Here is a 26,368-nt window from a genome sequence, read left to right on the forward strand (position 1 = left end):
ATCGTTCAAATTCAATAGCTCCTTTAGAATTAAGAAGCTATCAAATTGCCGCTGCCGTAAGAGCTAGTTTTGAATACTCTGTTTTTGAATGAGAACAGAATATCACGCTATTAGCGACGGGTTTATAGTCAGTCTTTAGTGCGTACTTCGCAGTTTCATTACTGAATTCCCGATTTTTTGCGTGACCCTCTTCACATTTTTCATGTGACGCAAGCCCACGACAGATTGTAAACCTGTGCGAAACAATTCGTTTGTCCGAAACATAAGCCATACAAATAACCAGGGACCGGGATTGATATTCAGTCTTGGAATGAATACAAAAAGAGAGATTTGGTTTATGCGTAGCGTCAACACGATTGAAAAATTATTTCACATGCCTGCCATCTATATGGGCATGTTGCTGCTGGGAATAACAGGTGGCGTCGCCACACTGTTGACGGTGAACAGTCAATTCACTCTAAACTCATCGATTACCAATTCGGATTGGTTTGCGGATGCAACACAAGACATTCGTCAACGCGAATATTTTGCCAGTTACGCGACACAAACCGTTTTTCCCGAACATGACAAGCTGCTACAGGCACCAAACCGTGCGCAACACTTTCGCAGCTATTTTCTGCCAGACCGCATCGCGCTAGTTCCACGTACCTATGACATTAGCGATACGAAGTCTAACTGGCAGTGGAGTCTACGTCTTTCCGACGTCAATGCGGACGGAACACAAATACCACTGCAAAGCGCCGTCATTGCCAATAACAAGAATCGCGTTGAGTACCAGCGCGGCAATCTCGTCGAATGGTATATCAACAACAACAAAGGCCTTGAGCAAGGCTTCACCTTAAACGAATCACCACTGGAAAAAGACATTAATACCTTGCGTCTGAGCATGGAAGTAGAGGGGTCTCTCTACCCTCGCCTGTCCGCAAAGCGTGATGCGCTGACTTTCATCAATGAACGTGGCGTACAAATCATCAATTTCGGTCACCTCGTTACCTACGACGCCGATAATAAGGTGCTGCCTTCCCATTTCGAATTGCGCAACCACACGCTTAGCATCGTGGTCGATACGCGCAACGCGGTATACCCGATTACCATCGACCCACTCGCTACTTCTGCCGATTGGATAGAAGACAGCCCGCAGGCCGATGCGGAATTTGCCTACGCGGTTGCATCGGCTGGTGACGTCAACGGCGATGGTTATAGCGATGTCATTATTGGTTCACGCCTCTACGACAACGGAAGCATCGATGAAGGGATGGCCTTTGTCTATCACGGTTCAGCAACCGGACTGCCAGCGACTGCAAACTGGACTGTAGATATCAATATCGCAGGTGCCGAATTCGGTACCGTGGTCGCCGGAATCGGCGACGTCAATGGTGACGGCTATACCGATGTCGCGGTCGGCGGCAGAAATTACTCCAATGGACAGGCAACTGAAGGCGCGGTGTTTGTTTATCACGGATCAGCTAGCGGCCTACCTGTCACTGATGACTGGTTTATCGAAGGCAATGTCGCCAGTATCGAACTCGGCTACTCCATCGGTAGCGCAGGTGACGTCAACGGTGACGGCTATTCTGACTTGGCAATCAGCGCCCGACTATACTCCAACGGTCAAGCCAGTGAAGGTATTGCCTACGTCTTTCACGGTTCTGCTAGTGGTTTGCCCGATGGCAATTCTGACGGACAAGGCCTGACCAGTGAAGCGAGCTGGTCGTACGAACCAAACGTGGCAAATGCACGCTTTGGCGATTCATCTATCGGCACAGCAGGCGACGTCAACGGCGACGGATACAGTGACTTACTTGTAGGCGCGAGACGCTGGAGTAATGATGGCGGAACTACCACCGAAGGTCGCGCCTACCTATTCTACGGTTCCGCATCCGGCCTGTCCGCAAGTGAAGACTGGAAAGTGGAAAGCGATATGGACGGCTCCTGGTTTGGCCGTAGTGTTGCCACCGCTGGCGACGTCAATGGCGACGGTTATAGCGACATCGTTATCGGCGCAGGTCGATACATGAATGGACAGACTGACGAAGGTGCGGTGTTTGTCTTTCACGGCTCTGCCAGCGGCCTGCCCGACGCGGGCGCCGACGGACTTGCACACCTGTCCGACGCAAGTTGGTCAGCTGAAGGCAATGCCATCGATACCGAACTTGGCTACTGGGTTGCCAGCGCCGGTGATGTCAATGGCGACGGCTATGCCGACATCATCGTTGGCGCACGCCTATACGACAACGGCCAGACCGACGAAGGTGGCGCGTTTGTCTATTTAGGTTCGAGTAGCGGTCTATCTACAGTCGCAGACTGGTCTGCTGAAAGTGACTACGCCGGTGCCCAAATGGGGCGCACTGTCGCCTCGGCTGGCGACGTCAACGGCGACGGATTCTCCGACATCATCGTCGGTGCGCCTTTCTATAATCAGGTCGTGACCAATGACGGTCGCGCCTATGTTTATTATGGTTCTGCCGATGGTCCCGCAAGCGCCTCAAGCTGGACAGTCGACAGCAATCAGGGAACGGCTAACTTAGGTATTTCGGTCGCCTCTGCCGGCGACGTCAACGGTGACGGCTACGAAGATATCGCCATCGGTGCGAGTACTTTCGATAATGGTCAAACCGACGAAGGTCGTGTGTTCGTCTATCACGGTGCCGCCGGTGGTCCATCGACTACTGCCGACTGGACCGCTGAAAGCGATCAGGCTAGCGCCAATTTCGGTGTTTCACTAGCATCGGCTGGCGACGTCAATGGCGATGGCTATGCCGACCTGGTCGTCGGCGCAAATCTCTACGACAACGGCGAAAGCGATGAGGGACGCGCCTTTGTCTATTACGGTAGTGGCACGGGGCTCTCGGCAACGGCCGACTGGACCATGGAAAGCAATCAGGCCAGCGCCAATTACGGTATCAGTGTTAATTCCGCAGGTGATGTAAACGGTGACGGCTACGCCGATGTCATCGTCGGTGCAAACCTGTATGACAATGGTCAGGCCTCGGAAGGTGCCGCGTTTATCTACTATGGCGCAACTACGGGTCTATCAACGTTTACAGACTGGCAAGTAGAATCCAATTCCATTAGCGCTGAATTTGGTATCAGCGTAGCCTCGGCCGGTGACGTCAATGGCGATGGTTTTGACGATGTCGTCATCGGTGCCAATAAATTTACCAATGGACAAACTGCCGAAGGTGGCGCGTTCGTCTATCACGGTTCGGTTAGCGGAGTTGCTACCAGTGCCAACTGGAGTTTCGAAAGTAATCAGGCCAATGCCGAACTCGGTGTGAGCGTTGCCAGTGCCGGCGACGTCAATGGCGACGGCTATGCCGATCTCGCCGTCGGTGCCAATTTATATGACAGCGGCCAGACCGACGAAGGTGTGGTGTTAGTCTTCCACGGTTCGGGAACAGGTCTAAACACCTCGGCCAACTGGACAGGTCAAATCAATCAGGCCAATGCCAATTACGGTATCAGCGTCGCCTCGGCGGGTGATATCAATGGCGATAAATATTCGGATTTAATCGTTGGTGCCAACCTGTATGACAACGGCCAGAACGATGAAGGTGGCGCGTTTGTTTACTATGGTTCTTCCACCGGCTTGTCCGCCTCTGCTGACGCGAGTTTAGAAATCAATCAAGCCAGCGCCCAATTCGGTATCGCGGTAGCCAGTGCCGGTGATACCAATGGTGATGGTCTTGCCGATGTTATCGTCGGCGCGAATCTTTACGACAACGGCACCACCGACGAAGGTGGCGCGTTTATGTTTATCAGCAATGGCGAAGGCAAAACACTCACGCCACGCATGAAGAATTCCGGCGACACCGGACCGGTTGCCTTTAAAGGCGCATCCGATAGTCGAACACAATTCCGTATCGCCGTTAACGCACGTCATCCTTATGGGCGCGGTGATCACAAACTGGAATGGGAAGTAAAACCGGCCGGAACCCCGTTTGATGGAACCGGCACCTCACTCAGTTCCACCTGGACCAATAGTGGTGTTAGCGGTGGCAGCATTAGCGAAGCAGTGACCGGTTTGACCGCGGGTGCCGCCTATCACTGGCGCGCACGTCTGGTCTATGACCTGGCAACCGCACCTGAACAACAATACAGCCGTTGGTTTAGTCCGGTACGCAACGCACATTCGGAAATCGACGTGCGCGCCGGTACTCAAATCGATATGTCGGTGACGGTAAGCGACACGGTTGACCCGGTGCCATTGGGCAATAATTTCGATTACGTTATTCAAGCCAGCAATGCCGGTCCCGATACCGCCACCGGTATCATCGTGACCGCGGTATTGCCGACGAAAGCTAGTTACAGCACGTATTCGGGTGCAGGTTGGAGTTGTGCTAACGCCAGCGGCACGGTGACCTGTCGCCTGGCATCGATAGCCTCTGGCGCGAATAGCACAGTTAATCTGACCATGACCGCAACGACGAGCGGAAGTGATAGCGTTAGCGTAACCGTTAGCGCGCGTCAGCCAGACACCAATGGTACGAACAATAGCGATAGCGAAACCACCATCATGAATACGCCTCCGGTAGGTGTGAATGACAGTGCTTCGACTAACGAAGACACTGCGGTGCTTACTGGAAACGTTCTGACCAATGACACCGACGCCGACTCGGATACGCTAAGTGTCAGCGCTGCTGATGCAACGTCGGCTAACAGCGGTAGCGTTACCAACCACGGCAACGGTACCTTTACCTATACGCCACCGGCCAATTACAACGGTTCTGACACGTTTAACTACACCGTCAGTGATGGCAACGGTGGTACTGACACCGCAACCGTTACGATTACGGTCAATCCAGTGAATGACGCACCGGTCGCAACAGATGATACGGCGACGACGAATGAAGACACGGGCGTTCTCACTGGCAACGTGTTGGCCAATGACACCGATATCGATGGCGACGGCCTGTCTGTGAGCGCGGCCGATGCCAGCTCGGCTAATGGCGGTAGCGTTACCAATCACGGAAACGGTACGTTTACCTTTACACCAGCCGCCAACTACAACGGCAGCGATACATTTAACTATACTGTCAGCGATGGTAACGGCGGCACCGATACCGGAACGGTAACGGTAACCGTTAATCCAATCAATGACGCGCCAGTTGGGGTTAACGATACGGCCTCGACTAATGAGGACACTGCGGTTCTTACCGGCAACGTCTTGACTAATGACACCGACCCGGAAGGCGACACACTATCTATTGCAACTGCGGATACCACTTCAGTCAGCGGTGGTAGCGTAACCAATCATGGCAACGGTACGTTTACCTATACGCCTGCGGCCAATTTCAATGGCAGCGACAGCTTTACTTACACCTTGAGCGACGGCAACGGTGGAACCGACACCGCGACTGTCAATCTGACCGTCAATCCTGTCAATGACGCGCCAGTTGGGGTTAACGACAGCGCGAGCACCAATGAAGACACGGCAGTACTCACCGGCAATGTGTTGAGCAATGACACAGACATCGAAGGTGATACCTTGTCGGTTAGCGCGGCCGATGCAACTTCCGCCAATAGCGGTAGTGTGACCAATCACGGTAACGGCACGTTTACCTACACACCACCTGCCAACTTCAACGGAACAGATACGTTTAACTATACTGTTAGCGATGGCAACGGCGGCACTGACACCGCGACCGTAACCATTACAGTAAATGCGGTGAACGATGCGCCGGTCGGCGTGAACGATACAGCTTCAACAAATGAAGACAGTGGCGTTACCACCGGTAATGTATTGACCAACGACACCGACACCGAAGGCGATACCCTGAGTGTTGCAGCGGCAGACGCCAGTTCGGCGCAAGGTGGTTCTGTAGTCAATCACGGCAACGGTACTTTCACTTACACACCACCGGCAAACTTTAACGGCAGCGATAGTTTTAACTACACCGTTAGCGATGGCAATGGTGGAACCGATACCGCCACGGTCAATCTGACCGTGAATCCGGTAAACGATGCGCCAGTGGCCAATGACGATACGGCCAGCACCGCGGAAGATACGCCGGTACTGACCAGCACCGTACTGATTAACGATAGTGATATCGATGGCGACACGCTGAGTATTTCTGCGGCAGACGCCACTTCAGTACAAGGTGGTACGGTGGTCAATCACGGCAACGGTACGTTTACCTATACACCACCAGCCAACTTCAGCGGCGGCGACAGCTTCACCTATACCATTAGCGATGGTAATGGTGGTACTGACACCGCGACAGTGAATATTTCCCTGACCGGCGTTAACGATGCACCGGTTGCGACAGCAGATAGTTTTAGCGTGAACGAAGATATTGCCTTGTTAACCGGCAACGTACTCGCTAATGATAGCGACGTCGATGGCGACACACTAAGCGTGGCCAGCGCAGATACAAGCTCGGCCAATAGTGGAAGCGTCGTCAACAATGCCAATGGCACGTTTACCTATACGCCAGCGGCAAACTTCAACGGTACAGACACGTTCAACTACACCGTGAGCGATGGCAATGGCGGTAGCGACACGGCGACAGTGACGATTACGGTCAATCCGATTAACGATGCGCCAGTCGGTACCGACGACACCTACTCCTCACCGGAAGATACGATCTTTAACGTACCGAATGTGTTGACGAATGACGTCGATGTGGACGGTGACACGATTAGTGTTACGAGCGCGGATGGTACATCTGCGCAAGGCGGAACCGTGGTCAACAATAGCGACGGCACCTTTATCTACACGCCTGTGTTGAACTTCGTCGGTAGCGATAGTTTCAACTACACTATCAGCGATGGTAATGGTGGCAGTGGTTCTGCAACAGTGAACCTGACAATCACCGCGTCGAACGATGCGCCGGTTGCGGTAAACGACAGTGAAACCACAGCGGAAGACACACCGTTTACGACGGCCAATGTCATGACTAATGACACCGATTCCGATGGCGACACTTTATCTATTACAGGTTTTACCACGACCTCGGCCTTCGGTGGCGTCGTCAGTCATAATGGCGATGGCACGTTTAACTATACGCCGACGGCCAACTTCAACGGCACCGATAACTTCGATTACACCGTAAGCGATGGCAATGGTGGCAGTGACAGCGGTCGTGTGTATATCACGGTCACAGCAGTCAACGATATGCCTGTTGCCAATAACGACACGCTAATCACCAATGAAGACGTGATGATGGTCAGCGGCAACGTGTTGAGCAATGACAGCGATATCGATGGTGATACATTGACCGTCATAGGCGCAGACACTGCCTCGGTGAACGGTGGTTTTGTGGTCAACCACGGCAATGGCTCCTTCACATATACACCGGCCTCGAACTTCAGTGGTAGCGACTCGTTTAATTACACGATATCCGATGGTAATGGTGGAACTGATGTGGGTACGGTTGTTGTCACGGTGAATGGTACTAACGATATACCGGTAGCCGGCAATGACAGCGCCGCAACATCGGAAGACACGACTGTCACTATCAACAATGTTCTGCTTAACGACACCGACGCCGATGGTGACGTTCTCAGCGTTTACTTCGCTGATAGTCTATCAGTCGAAGGTGGTAAGGTCGTTAATCTGAACAACGGACAGTTTACCTACACGCCTCCACCAAACTTTACCGGTGTGGACAGTTTTATGTATCTGGCCGCCGACACCAGTCTCGGAACCGATGTGGCCACAGTAACAATTACCGTTACACCGGTCGCCGACGCGCCGATTACGGTTGAGGACAAAGTCATAACAGACGAAGATACACCGATAACGATTATCGATATCATCGCCAATGACTACGATCCGGATGGTGACGCCATTACGCTTACTAGCGTAGACACGGTGTCGGTCAATGGCGGGCAAATTGTCGACCTCGGTGAAAACGCCTACCGTTATCTTCCACGCGAAAACTTCTTCGGTCCGGATAGCTTCGGCTACACCATAGAAGACTCGACTGGATTGACAGCAACAGGTACTGTTTCAGTTACCGTGAATTCTATCGGTGACGCACCAGTGCTCACGATGAAAGACATCAACGGTATTGTCGTCATGCAAGGCCAGTCGACATCCTTCAATGTCATGGTTACTGATCCGGATCAACAAGGTTCGTATACCTTGAGTGCCTCGGCCAGTGCCTTGGGTATCTTTGAATTCAAAGGCGACAAGGTCAAGTTCACCGGTACTGTTGCCGGTTCCGAAACTGTGGATATCATTGCCACTGACGAAGGCGGTCTCAGTAGTAGCAAGACACTGTCTGTAGTGGTAAATGCTGCGAATCTCCTCGACAGCAACGACGATGGCGTGACAGACGCACAGGCTATGGCCATCGGTATAGATCCCAAGGCTTCGCAGGCAGACACCGACGGTGATGGCATTCCGGACAAATATGAAATCGGTGATCCAAACAATCCGACAGACAGTGATGGCGATGGCATTATCGACGCGCTGGAATATGGTGATGCGGCCAATGATGCAACGCGCGCCAATATCGCTATAAGCGATCACGTATCCAATCTGGGTTCACTCGGTGATTTGTCAGAACAAATCGTTGAACTTGGGCTGAGTGCGAATAGCCAATTCGTGGCCAATAATCACGAAACCTTGGGGGCTATGAACAAGCCTTTCGAGAATATTCCGCTGATTACCGAGGCCTCGACAGGTGTAGAAGACACCGCGTATGGCTATCCGCTTGGTATATATGACGCGAGCATTTCCACATCGGAAGGCACGACAACATTGACACTCAAATTCCCAGAAGGCGTGGATATTCCTGAGAACGCAGTCATCCGTTACCTGGATCAAAACAATCAGTGGCAAACGGCGACCGATGCGGTCATCGATCGCAGCACAGGCGAAGTGCACATACCGTTGACTGATGCGGGTTCTATGGACCGTGACCTCAAACCTGAACTGATCAACAGCATTGTTGGTGTTGGTGTTCCCGGTTGGGAGGGTAAAGGTGAAACCATTAAGAGTTATAAATGGTCACTGGGCGGCGGTGGATGTTCCATCGGCAAGAGCGACAAGGTTGATCCGTTCTTCCCTGCAATACTTATGATGTCGCTGTTACACTTGGGAATGCGTCGACGTCGAAGAGCGCAGTAATCGTACTGCTTTCCAATAACGCACATAAATCCGGGAAATGAATATTCATTTCCCGGATTTTCTATTTCGTATTTCATCCTTTTTGTTTCTTTTTAGTTCCGGTTTGCAGGCCACATTAAGTAGCTTGTGATAGGGTTTACCTGTATGCTTGCTTACTGCGTTTGTTCCATAGCACATCAGAGTTTGTATCGTGCAGCCGTGGTTAGTCATCGACATCTCATAGGGACTTACTTTTGCCTCAACCAGAAGGAAGCTGAAATGAACAAACCTGGGATAAACAGTCAAAGCCACTTTCCACGAGGTTCTCTTTCCCGTCCTTCCATCTCTCTGGGAAAATATCGCTTCAGCCTGATGAGTTCACAATCTTTTGACAATCGACGTAATACTTCGGGAAAATGTCACCATCTCGATAGTCAAACTCAGGAATATGAACCCAAACGTTGACAAATTTCTCGCCGAAGGATGTGGCCGTTGCTCTTTGTGGAAAACACCTGAATGCAAGGTAAACACCTGGCAAGCAGAGCTTGTTGTCCTGAGAAATATTTTGCTGGATTCAGGCTTGAACGAAGAAGTGAAATGGAGCCAACCCTGTTACACCCTGGACAAGAAAAATATTATTTTGTTAAGTGCCTTTAAGGATTATTGTGCACTCAACTTTTTCAAGGGTTCATTACTGAAAGACACACACAAACTACTCGTCAAACCCGGTGAAAATTCGCAGGCCGCACGTCAATTGAGATTCACAAATAAGAAAGACATTACCAAGTCCAAAGCAATTATAAAAGATTATATCCAGCAAGCCATCTCGATAGAAAAAGCCGGCAAACGGGTTGAGTTCAAAAAAGAAGCGGAACCGATACCAACCGAGTTGAAACAGACTTTCAAGCAACACCCCGACTTCAAGCACGCCTTCGAGTCCCTGACGCCAGGTCGACAGCGCGGTTATATCCTGTATTTTTCCGCCGCGAAACAATCCCAAACACGCACCAATAGAATTGAAAAACTCATACCCAAGATTATGCAAGGAAAAGGTTTGAACGAATGATCAAGCTATTAACCCAACTGAATGGGTGTGTTTTCTATCGTATCAATTAACTAGCCAAACGCAGCAGCGCAACGCTATCCGACAGGTAAACTATCCTACTCCTCCGGCAAGCTCATGATTTGACAATAGATCAGGGAGAGAAAGAACGCCCATATCAAAGCAAATACCTCTCTGAATTCTCATCCATGCAAATAGCCTTCATGGATTATTCAAAAAACGCCTATCCGAGTCGAAATATAATAGTCTGCTGGTCTGCGACGCCTATTGATAAAGGGATACACCCATGCCGATTCGTACCATGCTATTCCGCCTCTCACTGCTATCTGTCACCGTGTTGATGCTTTCAGCGTGTGGCAGCAACACGCCCACGGAGTGCACGGGGAACTTGGTTGAACTGAGTGACGACCTGCGCTATCTCAAGGCGAAGACGGCACTGCCCCTGGGCAATGGTAGCGAAGGCCATATCAATATTTATGTGCAACGCGTGCAAAAGAATGACGCCAATGAATGGACAGCAACACCAGTTCAAGCCTTTGACGATGGCAGAACCCCTTGTCAGGTCGTGAATGAGATACAGACAATGTGGAAAGACTATTATCAGGACATGATCGACGCGGGAATTCATACGAGCGTGATCGCCAAGTATCTTTCTTCGATCAGCGCCTATGGCGAGGATCCTGCGCGCGCAAAAGCAGGTGTGTATGCTGAAGCCAGTATGGGTGCCTGCGGCTATGCGGGCGCACCGGGTACCATACATTGCGGTATCGGGGTGAGTGAAGATTTCAAAATTTATTTTCTTTCCCATGAAAATACCCACGGCTTCCAATGGGACCACTTGAATAGCGGTGAAGAACACGTGTTGCTCTATCGTATTTTTGCCGCCTATGCCAACACGCTTTACCATCAATCGGTCAACAATGCATCCCAGTTCATCGACACCCAGGGAAGATGGCATATCGATATGATGGACTACGCCTTACAAAATGAATCTGAGTGGCTAGCCGACGTATTCAAAGATTATCTCTACAATAACTCCGCCCATTGGGCCTATATGAAACAACACCACCCTGCCCTGGTGAGTTTTTTCGATTGCATCTGGAAACAGGGCGATAGTTTTACGCAGTGTCATGAATCGTCCGGCGTTGATACCGTAAGTTTTGCCAACAGTCTCCCCGTCGTCGACGTGCCTGCGGTATCCGGCTATAACGCAACAGAGTCTACGGCCATCTGGAATGTTTGTTTCAATAGTAACAACAAGAGCGAACACACTACCGTATTCGATCAAGTAATCGAGTATCTCACGCCAGGCTTGTACGCCAATTCTGCCGATAGCTACAAACTTGGTTATGGTGATTGCGATCACAATGGTGTGATTGACTGGATATGCAGCTACAAAGGAAGTGCACCCGATGGCAGCGCCTATCTATGGAACAGCAACAACACAGTCGGTGCGTATACGTTTATCGTTACCGGTGACTACGGAAACGGCTATGTAGATTATCGTCAAGACCCGTTTCTAACCCTACCCACTATAAACGGATCACTGGCGCAACCGATGTATCGCGAATGGCAAAGCAACTACGGTAGTTGCAATGGCGCCCGTTATTTCAACCAGGTTCCGACATGGTTTACTTATTTTGCCTCTGGCGTAAGCAATCTTCCGACGGAGTATATTGATAAACAGAATTGGTAGTGTACCGAGCTGACTTTACTCATGCGACAGTAAATCAGTCAAATGGTGTGTACCGATCCCTAGTCCGGAGTATGTTCAAATCCAGGAGGTTGACGTTTATCAAAATCACAGCCCCCCGACTTGTACCCACACACCTTCGTGACTCAATAACGACGCCCTACTTCCAGCACAAACAAATTGTCCTGACGAAAAACTCGTGTGAATGTTTTCTCGTCACAAACATTTTTAAAACCGAAGCGCCAACTCTCGTAAACCATTCAACGCCTGCTCAAGAACGGGATTGTCACTTTCCCGTGGATATACCACATATGCCGGCTGCGTGTATTCTGGCGCGTCGGCGACAAGATGTAGGCGTCCCGCAGCGACGTAAGGCATTGCCAACCTAGCGGGCAGATAACAACTACCACCATTGGCCAATATAAGTTGAATTCCTAACCAACCAATATTGGCGACTTGAGCAGGTCGTTCCTTATCGGGATAACTCTGTGCATGTTGCGCATAGAAATGTGGCCCCCACTCAATGTAAACATAGTCGTCACCGGGTCCGGTTTCATTAGCACGCGTACTGACGAAAACCAACGTCTCCTCTAGAATATGCTCTACAACAAGTCCGGGGCTATGCGTTGGGGTATACATAAGACCGATGTCCAATGTTCCCTCTATCAATCGATGCATCAGATCTTCTTCAAAACCGATTTCGCTTCGGATGACGACATCCCCCGCAGTACGCCTCATCCAGCCTACCCATTTTGGCAATAAATCGTCCCAAAGCGCGATGCGGCCGCCTATGCGTATGCTCGCACGAAAGCCTTCGGAAATTCCAACTTCGTCCAGGGCCTGTTGCTCGGTCAAGACAAGTCGCTTGGCAAAATTGAGAAACCGACGACCTGCGGACGTTAACGTGGCTCCTGTTCGATTACGCACAAACAGACTCACGCCAAGCTCGTCCTCTAGCTTTTTGATCCTTGCACTCACCGTAGATTGCGTTATGAACAATTTCTCTGCTGCCTCCAGAAAACTTCCGTGAGCAGTTATCGCCAGAAAGGTTCGTGCCTGATCTATGTCCATTTTGGTGAGACCGTATCGATATTTTCGATATTATCTACAATTTATATTCGTTTGACCACACTTATTCGTGAATTTATAGTTTTTCAACACAAATTCCACAGAGGATATAGATGTATTAACACGCATCTTTTTTTTGGCCCTAAAAGTTGTATTTTTACTGCATCTTTTAAGGGGTTTTAAAAATATGCTGCTCTGAGTTCAATCAAACAGGAGATCACGAATGAGAGGTATGGAAGTCGCTGTAGGTAATTCTTCACGCTGGAAATCCTGTGAAATCGTCGTACTGTCTTTTCTATTATCCTGGCTATCAAGTTCGTCTCTCTTTGCCAAAGACCGTGAATTTGACATGACGATCGACGAAGTCACCATCAAAGTTGCACCCAATCTTGACTACAAAGTATTTGGATTTAACAGTCAGGTACCAGGCCCGCTTATTCACGTTCAAGAAGGTGACGACGTAACAGTTAACGTTACCAACAACACGACGCTACCGCACACCATACACTGGCATGGTATACGACAGAAAGGCAGCTGGCGCAGCGACGGTGTACCCGGCGTTACCCAAAAACATATCGAAAGCGGCGAGACCTATACCTATCGCTTCAAAGCCGACCGCATCGGTACTCTGTGGTATCACTGTCATGTAAACGTGAACGAACATGTTGGTATCCGTGGTATGTGGGGGCCGCTAATTGTCGATCCCAAAAAACCGTTACCGATTGAAAAGCGCGTAACAAAAGACGTGATCATGATGCTGAGCACCTGGGAATCAGCGGCAGCAGACAAATTCGGAGAAGGTGGCACACCTGAAAATGTGGCTGATTACTTTTCCGTAAACGGAAAATCATTCCCCTTAACGCAACCAATACGAGTCAAGAAAGGCGATGTCGTTCGCGTGCGCTTTTTTGGCGCGGGAGGCGCTATCCACGCCATGCACAGCCATGGGCACGATATGCTGGTCACGCATAAAGATGGTCTGCCACTTGACCAACCCTACTCTGCAGATACCGTTTTGCTCGGTCCTGGCGAACGCTACGACGTCATCATAGAGGCGGATAATCCTGGCCGCTTTATCTTTCACGATCATGTAGACACTCACGTCACCGCAGGCGGTAAATTTCCTGGAGGCCCCATCACCGTAATGGAATATGACGGAATTGAAATGGACGACTGGTATGTATGGAAAGACATACAATATGACGCAAATTTTTTCTACAGCGAATCTCTGAATAAAGGCTTTGGCATGTTCGATCATGCTGGATTTAAGGGAAAAGCCGAAACGCTTCGTCGTAGGAGGTAATTTTAATGTCTAAACATACAAGCCGGAAACTACCTACTTCGATTTTCGTAACAACATTGATTTCTGTTTCAGCGACATTCAATTTGCAAGCCGCAGACGGCGAAACCATTCTAAATGAGAAATGTGTCCAATGTCATGAAATCAAAAAACCGGGGCCTGATAGTTTGCAGGAGTTGTGGCAGCAAAAAGGACCAAACCTTTCCTATGCCGGTAACAAATACAAACAAGCATGGCTTGAACACTGGCTGATAAAACCCTCTCGCATTCGACCTGCTGGAATGTTTTACGGAAATCATATCAAGCCAGGTGAAGAACGAGACGTCGTTGATGCGTCGTCGTTGTCTGATCATACAAAGCTAGTGCCTGATCAAGCAAAGGCCGTGGCAAGCACCTTAATGAAGTTTAAAAATAAAAGCGAACTTATCAAACAAGGCGCCTATATCCCGGGAAATATCTCTCTAAGCATGGGTGATCTGTTATTCGTCAAGATACGTGGCTGTTCCAGCTGTCACCAAATAGAGGCGGACTATGGTGGACTGAGCGGCCCGGAGGTCTACACTGCTGCTTCCCGTCTTCAAGAAGATTACATAGTCAGCTTTCTTAAGAACCCACAGGCATGGTCTCCGAAGACATTTATGCCAAATTACGAATTGAATGAAAAAGATATCCAAAAATTTGTTCACTACTTTCGCGCCCTCGCAGGGGAGAAATAGAGATGATGAACACACGTCTACTTTTGAAGTCGGGTTATCGCACACTTCTTTTCGCACTCTACATTACGTCCGGAATTGTCCTTGCTGAGGAATCTCCTAAAGACGTTTACAAAACCTATTGCTGGCAATGTCATGGAATGCAAGCAGATGGTATGGGTTTAAACATCCGTGACATGTCTGTTCAACCTCGTGACCACACGGACAGCAAAGAAATGTCTGCGCGCTCCAATGAAGAAATGTTCAAAGCAATCAAAGAAGGTGGAAGCGCAATCGGAAAATCCGCATTAATGCCTGCGTGGAAGAACGTACTGACTGATGACGAGATACATGGTTTAGTCAGATATCTCAGGGAACTGTGTAACTGTTAGCAGAAGAGATATTGAGTTTTTGGTTGTGCATGCAAGGAAAGAAAAACGTTCCCAATTTGGGATAATCTAGTGTCATTAATGGAGGAAAGTCTATGAGTAAATCTCTGGCATATAAATTCAAGGCCGGTAGTACGCTAGTAGTGGTTGCCGCTTTTTTGGTAGGTTCCCAGTCTGTACTGGCAAAAACCGTCAAGGTAAAAATGGTGGCGCAGGAAACAACCGTCGAAATAGACAACAAAGGTACGAAATATCCGGCCTGGACTTTCGACGGCGCTATACCAGGGAAGTTAGTCCGTGTCACAGAGGGTGATACCGTTGAATTTGAATTGGAAAACCCAAAAGCAAATAAAAACTCTCACTCAATGGATTTCCATGCTGCTGAAGTCGATGTATTGGATGAGTTTGGGGCTGTTAAACCAGGTCAAACCAAAACATTTACGTTTAAAGCAAATCGTGCAGGTATTTGGATGTACCACTGTGGAGCCAGCGTAATGGCTCAACACATTGCACGCGGCATGTATGGTGTCATTATTGTTGACCCTAAAAAGGGATATAACAAGAATTTCCCAAAGCCTGATCGAGAATACGTCCTGGTACAAGGGCAATATTTTCCAGATGCAGATGACTACAACGCGATGATTGCCAACGAAGGCTGGGCAGGATCTCTTATCAACGGAAAAATGTTTCACTATGACCCTGTGCATGATCCGAATGCGTCAAAAGTACTTCAATCCAAGCCGGGGGAACGAGTTCGAATTTACTTCGTAAACGCGAATATAAACGAACCGGTTGCATTTCATCCTATAGCCGGTATCTGGGATAAAGTTTACATTAATGGCAATCCGAATAATGTTCTGGAAGATATGGCAACGTATAATGTCGCAGTATCTGAAGCAAGTATATTTGACATTGTCTCTCCGAAGGACAAACCTACAAACAATGCCATCGTGGACCACGCGATGAAAGCAGCTTTGCGCGGCGCTATTACCGTCTTAATGAATAAACCTGATGCAGAAGCAAGCGCAGGAAAAGGTGACAACATCTTAATTCGTTAAACGAAGCCGCATTTAGTTCCCTCTCAGGGTATGGGGTAGAACAAGCTACCCCATCCCTTTTTTTAGTACGGGCAGAGATATATCGTTTTTTTCAATATCAAGTAAGAAAAAATATCGTTTTCACTTTCGCGGTAACACACACTAAAATAGTCACCCCAGAGAAATTTTACGAAAAATAATAGACAGAATCTAACCATTCGCGGCGAGAATTAGAAACAAAACTCTGAAGCGTGAAATGACTCCGTAACCGATATGAAATATAAATTCTACAACTTCGTAAACGCCCTCGGGTATAACAAAACCCATTCTTCCCACAATGAGAAAATTGTTTCCGGTATCGGAGGATTCCTGGGAATATTTCTAATCCTATACATCACAGGAAATTTCATACATCTGGAAAATGCGGTATTAATCGTTGCTTCTATGGGCGCATCAGCAGTGCTCGTCTTTGCAGCACCTCATAGCCCATTCTCACAACCATGGTCTGTAGGCTTCGGACACTTGTTTTCAGCTACAGTTGGTGTGCTTTGTTATCAGTATACGCCTGATATACAACTAGCAGCTGCGCTCTCTGTTGGCCTGTCCATTGTTGTCATGCTCTATCTACACTGCATACACCCGCCGGGCGGTGCAACAGCGTTAAGTGCGGTAATTGGAGGACCAGCTGTTCATGATCTTGGCTACCAGTTCATCATCACGCCTGTTCTGGTGAACGTCCTCGCTATACTGATAACCGCTACAGCTTTCAACAACCTTTTTCGGCGTCGACCATACCCCTTTGCACTTTCACATAGCCGTAAAGGAAAACGGCTTAATCAAAGAAGAGGCTCAGACTGACGAATTCTGGCTTCAAACTCAAAATGTGAATTCTTCAAATAGGTTTTTTTGGAAAAGTGGTCTTTTGCAAAAAATACAGCCCCTATACATCGTTGCTTGAACAGCGGGTGCAGCAAATAATTTGCACACATGGAAAGTTGTAGCACTTCCAACCCCGCCTGGTTAGCTGTAACGGAAAACTATTGGGAATGACACATGGGAAACGAAAAAGGGCCAGCAGATTGCTGGCCCTTGAGAATAATGGGGTGGCCGACGGGGCTCGAACCCGCGACAACAGGAATCACAATCCTGGACTCTACCAACTGAGCTACGGCCACCACTGAAAAGCGATATGGCGCGCCCGGCAGGATTCGAACCTGCTACCCTCGGCTTAGAAGGCCGATGCTCTATCCGAATGAGCTACGGGCGCAATTCTTTGGAATCTGCTTGGGCACTGCCCGTGAAAAAAAATGGTCGGGGTAGAGGGATTCGAACCCCCGACACCCTGCTCCCAAAGCAGGTGCGCTACCAGACTGCGCTATACCCCGAGCTCATTGAATAAGCCCTACTCAATGAGGGGGGCAATGATACTGGCAGACTTTTAAATCGTCAATCCTTTCTTAGAAGGAAGAAATTGGCTTACCAATACGTTCTGTGCGATTATAACGCCCTGTTTTACCAGCCGCTTTTTAAAGACCCGGATTTCCTGTTATATGGCAAACATCATCGATGGCAAACGCATCGCTCAAAATGTAAAAGATGAGCTTAAACAACGTATTGAAAAAATAAGACAGGCTGGCGGCCGCGAACCCGGTCTAGCCGTCGTGTTGGTCGGAGACGACCCTGCTTCCCACGTTTATGTGAATAACAAACGCATAGCCTGCAACGAAATAGGCATACTGTCGATTGCGCATGATCTGCCTTCGGACACCTCTGAAGCCGACCTGCTAGAACTTATTCAACAGCTAAATCAAGACCCCACTGTGGACGGAATTCTGGTGCAATCGCCACTGCCGGAACATATTAGTGAAGACGCCGTGGTCGAATGTATCCGGCCTGAAAAAGATGTCGATGGCTTCCACCCATACAACATCGGTTGTCTTGCGGTACGTAAACCCACTCTACGTTCCTGTACCCCATACGGAGTCATGAAACTCCTGGAATCTACCGGCGCTGAAATCAAAGGCCAACACGCTGTTGTGGTGGGCGCGTCCAATCATGTGGGTCGTCCTATGGCGCTCGAGCTCCTTCTGGCCGGATGCACGGTCACTGTCTGCCACCGTTTCACCCAGGATCTGGCAGAACAGGTCTCGCGTGCCGACATACTCGTGGTTGGGGTGGGTAAACCTGGCCTAGTCAAAGGTGAATGGGTAAAGTCCGGGGCCATAGTGGTCGATATCGGCATCAACCGGCGCGAGGACGGACGTCTGGTGGGCGATATCGAGTTTGACGCTGCACAGGAACGCGCCAGCTGGATCACCCCGGTACCCGGAGGTGTAGGCCCAATGACCGTCGCCATGCTCATGGCGAACACCGTTCAAGCCATGGAAAACTTTTCGAAATAGCCTATAGTTATACTAGGTTTCTAATTCAGGGACGTAAATCGTGATTGCGAGACTCGGCACACTTGCAGTAGGTATCTTAATTGGCTATAGCCTCGCGTATTTCCATGTCAACGTCGCCCCAGAGGACTTTGTAAAAGGCAATGAGGATCGACTCCTCGTTCAGCGCCCCAAAATTGAAGAACTGGCGCCTTTGCCTGAGCTACCTCCTGCAACAATCTCCCTGGAAGATGAACTCAAAAAATTTGCGCTGTCCCATGAATGGGACCGCGTTATCTCTCTGGGTAGTGCCGGCATCGCCGAACGACCCGAGATTCGCGAAGCCGTGGCGCCAATTATGGATAAGGCATACGCTCACCACAGTAGGAAAGCCTATGAAAAAGCGCAATACGAATCCACGATTAAGTTGCTGAACGCGTCACAACAGTTTGTTGCATTAGATGGCGAAGAAAACCTGATGCTGGCGCATAGCCTGTTAGAGTTGAAGCAATATGATGCAGCGTATAAGGCTATTAAAGAGGCGGAAAAGCTATCAGCCAATAGCGAGGCCGTAAGAAAAATCCAGCGCAAAATCGTTTCACAATTGCTCAACCAACACATCGCGCGCAAACAAATCAGCGAATCCATCCAGCTCCTGGAGCAAGAACTGTTAAGTGACGCCGGGCACAGCCCCTATTACCTCCGCCTGGCAGAATTGCAGTATCAAAACGGTGACATCAATAAGAGTATTGTTAGCTTTGAAAGCGCCACCAATCTAGGCGAACAACTCAATGCCCGCCAAAGTAAAATGTACAAGAAATCCAAGCGTCGCCTGACGTCGCCAAACGTGATTGAGATTCCCATGAAAACTCAGGGCAACAACCTTTTTGTCGACGCTATCTTGAACCACAGCTCGCCACCTATGCATTTTCTAGTTGATACCGGCGCATCGCTGACAACCATTTCGCCACAGGTTGCCAACGCCCTGGGAGTTTTTCACGGGGATGACACCTCGGTGGTGAGTGTCAGTACTGCCAATGGCACAGTCAGTGCGCCCAAGATCACCTTGGAGAATGTCGCAGTGGCAGATGCGCAGGTCGATGATGTGGAAACAGTCGTACTCGCCAATATGGGAGAAGGCATTGATGGCCTGCTGGGTCTAAGTTTTCTACAGCACTTTGATGTCGAGATTTCAAACGAAGAAAATCTCCTCATTCTAAGACCACGTTAAAAATCCCTGCCAGGCGATTGAACCTACTAAAGACATCCCAACCTATTCCCGATATCAAACTATCAGGCGCAAAATACTGTATTTGAGGATGCGTGCACTATGGCGTTTACCGTATACGGCCCGGGAATTCGCGACGAAGTTCTGCTCGACAAGATGTTTGACAGCAGTCCGCTGGAACAGGCGGACGCGGTAAAAGGCGCCCCAAGAAAAGAAGAAGACGAGCCCGCCGAACAACAGGAGGCCCGTGACAATATCCAGCGATCGCAGGCAAAAAAGGCCTACAAGAAAGTAACGACGCTACCTCCCGAACGCGAACCTGCCATCGCCGCGCACCAGATCATGACCACGCCAGTAGTGTCCTTACCGGTCAATGCCAGTATCGTCGAAGCGTGGAAGCTGTTTCGTGAAAGACGCTTTCGTTACGTACCGGTTTTATCCGTCACCGGCAAACTGATCGGTATTTTGTCTGACCGGGCCTTATTGCGATACGCCGCCACTACGGGCAATGTACCGCCCTATCCTTCCAATTCACCGCAGGCCACCACTTCGATTGAGCAACTTGTCAAAATGCAGGTGATCACCGCGACGCCAGACACTCGTATACGTGAGATCGCGCGCCTGATGATGGAAAAACATGTGGGCGCCATGCCCATCATGGATCGTTATGAAAATCTGATCGGCATCATCACGCGAAGTGATATATTACGAACCGTTGTTAATCACGCCCCACTCGAGCTGTGGGTATAGTACTTCAAACGAAATAGCTTCTTTTTTTTCCTCACTCCTTCAAAACTGCGCCATTTCACACACTTTTCCATGCACTCCTGCGGCATAAGACACAATCTGAAAAATGTTATAAAAACGTGATTTTTCAGGCTTTGACAAGATAGTCAAGCAATAATAGAGTCAGGTGTAAAGCACAACAAATTGATTCAAATCACAACGCATTTCAAAAGTGGGGAATGAAAACAATGACGGTATTAACAAAAAAACTGGCGGTTGCCAGCGCGTTTTTATGCGCGCTTACGACGCAGGTTCAGGCGGCAGAACCCAGCCATCTTGAACATCCGCATAGCGCGGGTACGATTATGTTCGAATATAAATACATGCGCATGGCTATGGACGGATTACGTAGTGGTACGAAAGAAGTTACTACTGCCGAGGGTCTCGCACAGGGCTATGACATGGTTCCCACCAGCATGACCATGGACATGCATATGATAATGCCGATGTATAATTTCACGCCGGCACTTAGTGCCATGTTGATGCTTAATTTTCTCGACAACAACATGGCCATGATAAATGCCACCGGTGGCGAACATCCAATGCAGTCGACTGGCCTCGGCGACACCCATCTAAGCTTAAGCTATAAATTCCTGGATAATATGCTGGCGTTTAGTGTTGATCTCAGCTTACCAACAGGCAGCACGAGCGAGATGATGACGATGGACCATGGTACCGGCCCAATGCCCATGAGCGCACCATACGCCATGCAGCTTGGTTCTGGCACCTATGACGTCACACCGAGTATTTATTATCTCGGTGCCTACTACGATTTACGCTATGGCGCGATGGCAAGCTATACCTATCGTGTTGGCGACAATGACGAGGGATACTCGCTTGCGGACAAAGCTGACGCCATGATCTGGGTACGCAAGCCGGTGTCAGGCGTGAGTCTGGACGCCGAAGTGAAGCTCATGAGTTGGGGCGGCATAGACGGTAGACATAGCGGTATCTACTCCAGCATGGAAACAACCCCTGCACTCAAAACCGCTAATTACGGCGGAACCGCCGTCGAGATGACGGTTGGCGCGGCGATACCTGTTGGACCAACCACCATCGGTTTTGATGTCGGCCTCCCTGTCTATCAAAACTTGAGGGGACTGCAAATGGAGCGCACATTCAATATGTCCGCCTCTCTCAGCGCCATGTTTTAGACCGTGTTTATACCGGACGCTCCGCTTTATTGCAGAGTGTCCGGTCAATAATCTTCATAGCATCCTAACCTTATTCCCTTTACAATAGTGCCCGGAATCCGTCACCAAAACATAATAATGCGGATCTTAAAAAACATCATAATTAACAAAGTATTAGCCGTAGTTTTCAAATGAGTAGCGTGGGGCTGGGAAACTGGCCGAAATTCTTTTTACTGTGGGTAGTCCTGTGTTTTCTGTTTTCAGTGCAAAACCTTGCCCTGGCAGAGCAGAATTCTCGTTCGATTGCAGTTTATCAAAACGCCCTTCAACAGGCCCGTGACGGACACCTGGATCAGGCTTTACCGGTTCTCGAACGCCTAAGCCTTGATTATCCCGAACAAGCTCAATACCTCTATGACTATATTACCGTCCTCGGCTGGGGCGAATATGATATTGATGTAATCCGTCTGGCGCGAGGCCTGGACTTCGCAAGCCTGCCGGTGTTCTTGCTTGAGACCATCGGTAAATCCGCCCGTAACCAACAGGATTACCGTCTTGCCTACGATGCCTATCGCACCGCATATGCGCAACAACCACAACGTAAGGAAACGCGCCAGGGAATGATTATGGCGCTGGCAGATGTTGGAAAATACGAAGAGGCACAGGCGTTATTGCACAACACCAACACCGATAGTAAAGAACAACTCGAATGGTGGCAGGTTGAACTGTACGTATTGAGATTGAGGCCTGATAGCTTTTTCGAACAACTATTGTTACTCGATAAAATTCTCACAAAACAACCAGACAATCAGGAGGCGTTAAAGGAACGCGTACGTATCGCCAACTGGCTCGGCGCACCATTGCGGGCGCTGCAACTCGCACAGCGAGACAAGGTTGCATTACCTTCAGAAGAAACGGCAAATATGCAGGATGACGCCGACGCCTTCATGATACGTTGGGCCATGCTTGCAGATAAAACGGCGCACGAACGCCAGCAAGTTTTGGAAAACATCATCTCGCGCATCGAACAAAAGTTACAACTACTGGAACAACAACTACGAGACGCGCGCCGCATTGAAAGACTGAAGCGTGATTTACTACTCGCAACGCATCACGCCGGTCGACACCTAGCGAGTTTGCGCTACTATCGAGAATTAAGCGGACAACATATCGAATTCAATGCTACCGAATTAGCCGCTATTGGCGATTCCCTGTTAGTCACACAGCAACCTGACAAAGCCATCCCACTTTTTCGTCTGGCCTTACAAAAGGATGGCACTTCGTTTGACGCATTGTTGGGTTTGATCTTTGCCTATCTGGAAAACGAAGAACATGACAAGGCGCAACAGATCGCTGATGCCGCGGCCAACGCAATCGCTACCGGACCCATTTCGAGTATTAAATTAAAACCTGATGATCGTCCAACGCTTGAAACGACTCGCGCGGTGATACAAGCGAGTGCGGGTAAGTTTGAATTGGCGGAACGAATCCTTGCCCAGGCGTATTCTCAGACGCCTTTTAATATGAACATCATCGCCGAACAGGCCGCGCTTTCTCTGTGGCAAGGTCAAACGCGTGAGGCAATCGAAAAACTCAAATATGTTTTGTTTGTTGAACCAACACATAACGATGCCAGTTTAACCATGCAGGAAGCCTATCTTGCACTCTATGATCCCGGCACTGCGATTACCTTTCGTCATGAGATGTCCATGGACAGCCTGAGTGAGCGACAGGTGCGACGTTTGAATCGTATGTGGCAAGCCTACGATGGCTATGAATATCTGCTCGGTTTTAATCGTATGAGTAGTGATGGCACCCAGAGCAATATTGCGGATTTGTCGCTGGAGAGTTGGCTGTATACGCCACCTCTTTTTGAACGCTTTCGCGTTTTTGGACACGGCTTATATACCAGCGCCATGTTTCCACAGGGTTTGTCCCGATACCACCGCGCAGGTCTTGGCCTGGAGTATCGACATACAGGTTTACGTCTGAGTGCAGAGATCAATAATAGCATCAACACTAATTTAACACCGGGTATGACACTGAGCAGTCAATGGCAGGCCAACGACGCTTGGCAGTTTGGCGCCAATTTTGCGAGCAATGCTCCAGGTCTGCCACTGCGTGCACGAGTGAATGGTACTCGCGCATGGTCTACAGATGCGTATCTGCAACACCATCTTGGACGAAATGAATCAGGGCTTAGCGTTTCGCTGCTTTCATCAAGCGACGCAAATCATCGCGGTATCTTTTCCGGCTTTTATAAAAGAACACTGTGGCGCAGCAGCCGCCTGAAAAACTGGGCACGTATTGATATAAGCACCTCACGCAATACCCGGATTGAAACCGAATATTTTAATCCAAGCTGGGACGCCAGCATGTATCTTACTTTGGATAATGAACATCTGATCTGGCGTGATTACGAAAAATCTTTCAGCCATATGCTAAGTCCGTTTATCGGCATATATAAACAGGACAATTTTTCATATCGACCCACAGGCGGCATACGCTATCAACAGACGCTTGAACTTGGTCGATACCTCAATATTAATTACGGCGCGACGTATTCCTTTCCAGTATTCGATGGTGTAGCCGAACATGCCCTGGAAGTATTTGCCAGCATCTGGGGGCGTATATGAAGCTGCTCCAAACAGTGCTTATCGTTTTGATGCTGACTATGACTAACGTCTCTGCCGCAGATAAGAATTCTTTCCTGGTGCTTTGTTATCACGATGTACGCGATGATGTCAGCAGCGTTGATGACCAGGCCACAGTCGCCACAAGAACTGAGGATTTGATCGCACAGTTTTCCTGGCTGAAGGGAAACGGTTATACAGTAATCAGCCTTGATGATGTCCTCGCGGCAAAACACGGTGTTCGTCAACTGCCGGAAAAATCGGTCATGCTCACCTTTGATGATGGCTATCGCGGTATTTATGAACGTGTTTTTCCACTGTTAAAACTTTTTAACTACCCGGCGGTGGTTGGACTGGTTGGCAAATGGCTCGAACCTGTCGACTATGTGGAATACGATAACAAGCGTTTTCCACGCGACAATTTCGTCCAGTGGAAGCAGGTAAAGGAAATGTCGGATTCCGGTCTGGTGGAAATCGCTTCGCATAGCTATAACCTGCACAATGGCGTTGTTGCTAATCCCCAATTGAATTCCATGCCCGCTATGGTGTCACGCATTTATGATCCAAAGTCGCAGTCTTACGAAGACGACGACAGTTACGCTAAGCGCGTAATGGATGATTTACATCGTAATAGCCTTCTTATTGAAAAACACACTGGCAAGATTCCACGCACGGTTATCTGGCCATACGGCGAATTTAATGCCGTGGCACACAAAACCGCCAATCGCCTCGGCTTAAAACTGGGATTCACGCTCGGTGACTCGCTTGCCACAGCAAGAAAAACTACGGCAATGAATCGCATACTGGTCGGTCACAATATGGAATTAAACGATTTCGCCTGGTTAGTAAGACACCATGTCAGAAAACAGCCTGTGCGTGTCGCCCACGTGGATCTGGATTATGTTATCGATGCCAATCCGGCACAACAGGAACGCAATCTCAGCCAATTACTCGATCGCATCAAGGCACTGCAAATCAATACCGTATTTCTTCAGGCCTATGCCGATGCCGACGGTGACGGCGTTGCGGATGCACTCTATTTTCCCAATCGACATTTACCGGTACGCGCCGACCTCTTCAGTCGTGTTGCCTGGCAACTGCGTACTCGCAGCGGTGTAAATGTCTATGCCTGGATGCCGATGCTGGCGTTTAAGATTGATCACCTGCCTCGTGTAAAAGCCCTCGGGCAAAGTGCTGAAGGTGGCTATTATCGTCTTTCACCTTTCGATACCGAAGTCCGTAAGACGATTGAAGAAATATATGAAGACTTGGGTAAACACGCCTATTTCTCAGGTCTGCTATTTCATGACGATGGTTTTCTAACCGACTTCGAGGATGCCAGTGAGGCCGCTTTACAACGTTATAGACAATGGGGATTCCCGCCTTCCATCGAAGCGATACGCACCAACAGTGAACTTTCCAGAGAATGGATGAAACATAAGACCGCCACGCTCATCGAATGGACCAAACAATTGGAAGATACCGTCCGACATTTTCGCCCGCACCTACGCACGGCGCGCAATATCTATAGCCGCGTGATACTGGAGCCGGAAGCAGAGGCATGGTATGCACAGTCACTCACCGAATTCTCAAAGGCATACGATTACACCGCAGTAATGGCCATGCCGCGTTTGGAACAAGCGGAAGACCCACAACAGTGGTTACAACAACTGGCTAGAACAACAAAACTGATCAATGGTGGGCTAGACAACATTGTCTTTGAGTTACAAAGCCGCGATTGGTGGAAACAGGAAGCCATATCCGATGAAGAAATCGCCGCACAAATCAGGCTGCTACAGAGTGAAGGAATTATCAATTACGGTTACTACCCGGATAATTTCATCGAACAGCAACCCGGCATCGAGCGTATACGCCCACTGATGTCGATTAAACGTATTCCGGAGTTCTAA

16 protein-coding genes and 3 tRNA genes are annotated in these 26,368 nt (G+C 49.2%); 15 read left to right on the plus strand and 4 right to left on the minus strand.

Annotated features, from left to right (window positions below; translation table 11 throughout):
- Positions 1–337 precede the first annotated feature (337 nt).
- From OEZ43_15235 to OEZ43_15250, 4 genes are all read left to right on the plus strand, one after another.
- Entirely contained in the window at positions 338–9,079 is an 8,742-nt protein-coding gene (locus tag OEZ43_15235; protein MDH5546946.1) for a tandem-95 repeat protein, read from the plus strand.
- Between the two features lie 258 nt (positions 9,080–9,337).
- The gene (locus tag OEZ43_15240; GenBank protein MDH5546947.1) at positions 9,338–9,523 is read left to right on the plus strand and encodes a hypothetical protein; all 186 of its coding nucleotides are present in this window, start codon (positions 9,338–9,340) and stop codon (positions 9,521–9,523) included.
- The gene (locus OEZ43_15245; protein MDH5546948.1) at positions 9,507–10,124 is read left to right on the plus strand and encodes a YdeI/OmpD-associated family protein; all 618 of its coding nucleotides are present in this window, start codon (positions 9,507–9,509) and stop codon (positions 10,122–10,124) included. Before OEZ43_15240 ends, OEZ43_15245 begins: the two co-directional genes overlap by 17 nt.
- Before the next feature lie 283 nt (positions 10,125–10,407).
- Entirely contained in the window at positions 10,408–11,817 is a 1,410-nt protein-coding gene (locus OEZ43_15250) for a hypothetical protein (protein MDH5546949.1), read from the plus strand.
- A gap of 225 nt (positions 11,818–12,042) precedes the next feature.
- Here OEZ43_15250 and OEZ43_15255 read toward each other — a convergent pair whose 3' ends face one another.
- Positions 12,043–12,885 carry a LysR family transcriptional regulator gene (locus OEZ43_15255; GenBank protein MDH5546950.1) on the minus strand — a complete coding sequence of 281 codons (843 nt, stop codon included), beginning with the start codon at positions 12,883–12,885 and terminating at the stop codon, positions 12,043–12,045.
- A gap of 220 nt (positions 12,886–13,105) precedes the next feature.
- On the opposite strand from OEZ43_15255, the gene OEZ43_15260 reads away from it, so the two are divergent.
- From OEZ43_15260 to OEZ43_15280, 5 genes are all read left to right on the plus strand, one after another.
- On the plus strand, positions 13,106–14,185 hold the full coding sequence (locus tag OEZ43_15260) for a multicopper oxidase domain-containing protein (GenBank protein ID MDH5546951.1): 1,080 nt from the start codon (positions 13,106–13,108) through the stop codon (positions 14,183–14,185).
- Positions 14,186–14,190: 5 nt separating this feature from the next.
- Complete coding sequence (locus tag OEZ43_15265; protein MDH5546952.1) at positions 14,191–14,898, plus strand: cytochrome c; 708 nt, start codon at positions 14,191–14,193, stop codon at positions 14,896–14,898.
- A 2-nt stretch (positions 14,899–14,900) separates the two neighbouring features.
- Positions 14,901–15,266: a cytochrome c gene (locus OEZ43_15270; GenBank protein MDH5546953.1), complete on the plus strand. Its 366-nt coding sequence runs from the start codon at positions 14,901–14,903 to the stop codon at positions 15,264–15,266.
- Between the two features lie 92 nt (positions 15,267–15,358).
- Positions 15,359–16,321, plus strand: a complete 963-nt coding sequence (locus tag OEZ43_15275) for a multicopper oxidase domain-containing protein (protein ID MDH5546954.1) — start codon at positions 15,359–15,361, stop codon at positions 16,319–16,321.
- Positions 16,322–16,573: 252 nt separating this feature from the next.
- Entirely contained in the window at positions 16,574–17,158 is a 585-nt protein-coding gene (locus tag OEZ43_15280; protein MDH5546955.1) for an HPP family protein, read from the plus strand.
- A 241-nt stretch (positions 17,159–17,399) separates the two neighbouring features.
- Here OEZ43_15280 and OEZ43_15285 read toward each other — a convergent pair.
- The 3 genes from OEZ43_15285 to OEZ43_15295 all read right to left on the minus strand — a co-directional run bounded on the left by OEZ43_15285 (position 17,400) and on the right by OEZ43_15295 (position 17,685).
- Positions 17,400–17,475 (minus strand) — tRNA-His (locus OEZ43_15285).
- A gap of 15 nt (positions 17,476–17,490) precedes the next feature.
- A tRNA-Arg gene (locus OEZ43_15290) sits at positions 17,491–17,567 on the minus strand.
- 41 nt (positions 17,568–17,608) lie between these two features.
- Positions 17,609–17,685: transfer RNA gene (locus OEZ43_15295), tRNA-Pro, on the minus strand.
- 165 nt (positions 17,686–17,850) lie between these two features.
- Here OEZ43_15295 and folD point away from each other — a divergent pair.
- The 6 genes from folD to pgaB all read left to right on the plus strand — a co-directional run bounded on the left by folD (position 17,851) and on the right by pgaB (position 26,368).
- Positions 17,851–18,702: a bifunctional methylenetetrahydrofolate dehydrogenase/methenyltetrahydrofolate cyclohydrolase FolD gene (gene folD, locus OEZ43_15300; protein ID MDH5546956.1), complete on the plus strand. Its 852-nt coding sequence runs from the start codon at positions 17,851–17,853 to the stop codon at positions 18,700–18,702.
- Positions 18,703–18,742: 40 nt separating this feature from the next.
- Positions 18,743–19,909: a retroviral-like aspartic protease family protein gene (locus OEZ43_15305; protein MDH5546957.1), complete on the plus strand. Its 1,167-nt coding sequence runs from the start codon at positions 18,743–18,745 to the stop codon at positions 19,907–19,909.
- A 99-nt stretch (positions 19,910–20,008) separates the two neighbouring features.
- Entirely contained in the window at positions 20,009–20,656 is a 648-nt protein-coding gene (locus tag OEZ43_15310) for a CBS domain-containing protein (protein MDH5546958.1), read from the plus strand.
- Positions 20,657–20,880: 224 nt separating this feature from the next.
- Entirely contained in the window at positions 20,881–21,846 is a 966-nt protein-coding gene (locus OEZ43_15315) for a hypothetical protein (protein ID MDH5546959.1), read from the plus strand.
- A 170-nt stretch (positions 21,847–22,016) separates the two neighbouring features.
- Positions 22,017–24,461, plus strand: coding sequence for a poly-beta-1,6 N-acetyl-D-glucosamine export porin PgaA (gene pgaA, locus OEZ43_15320; GenBank protein ID MDH5546960.1), 2,445 nt, complete (start codon positions 22,017–22,019; stop codon positions 24,459–24,461).
- Positions 24,458–26,368, plus strand: a complete 1,911-nt coding sequence (gene pgaB / locus OEZ43_15325) for a poly-beta-1,6-N-acetyl-D-glucosamine N-deacetylase PgaB (GenBank protein ID MDH5546961.1) — start codon at positions 24,458–24,460, stop codon at positions 26,366–26,368. The genes pgaA and pgaB overlap by 4 nt, the downstream gene beginning before the upstream one ends.

It is taken from the genome of Gammaproteobacteria bacterium (assembly GCA_029881255.1).
In the GTDB taxonomy this organism is placed as follows: domain Bacteria; phylum Pseudomonadota; class Gammaproteobacteria; order S012-40; family S012-40; genus JAOUMY01.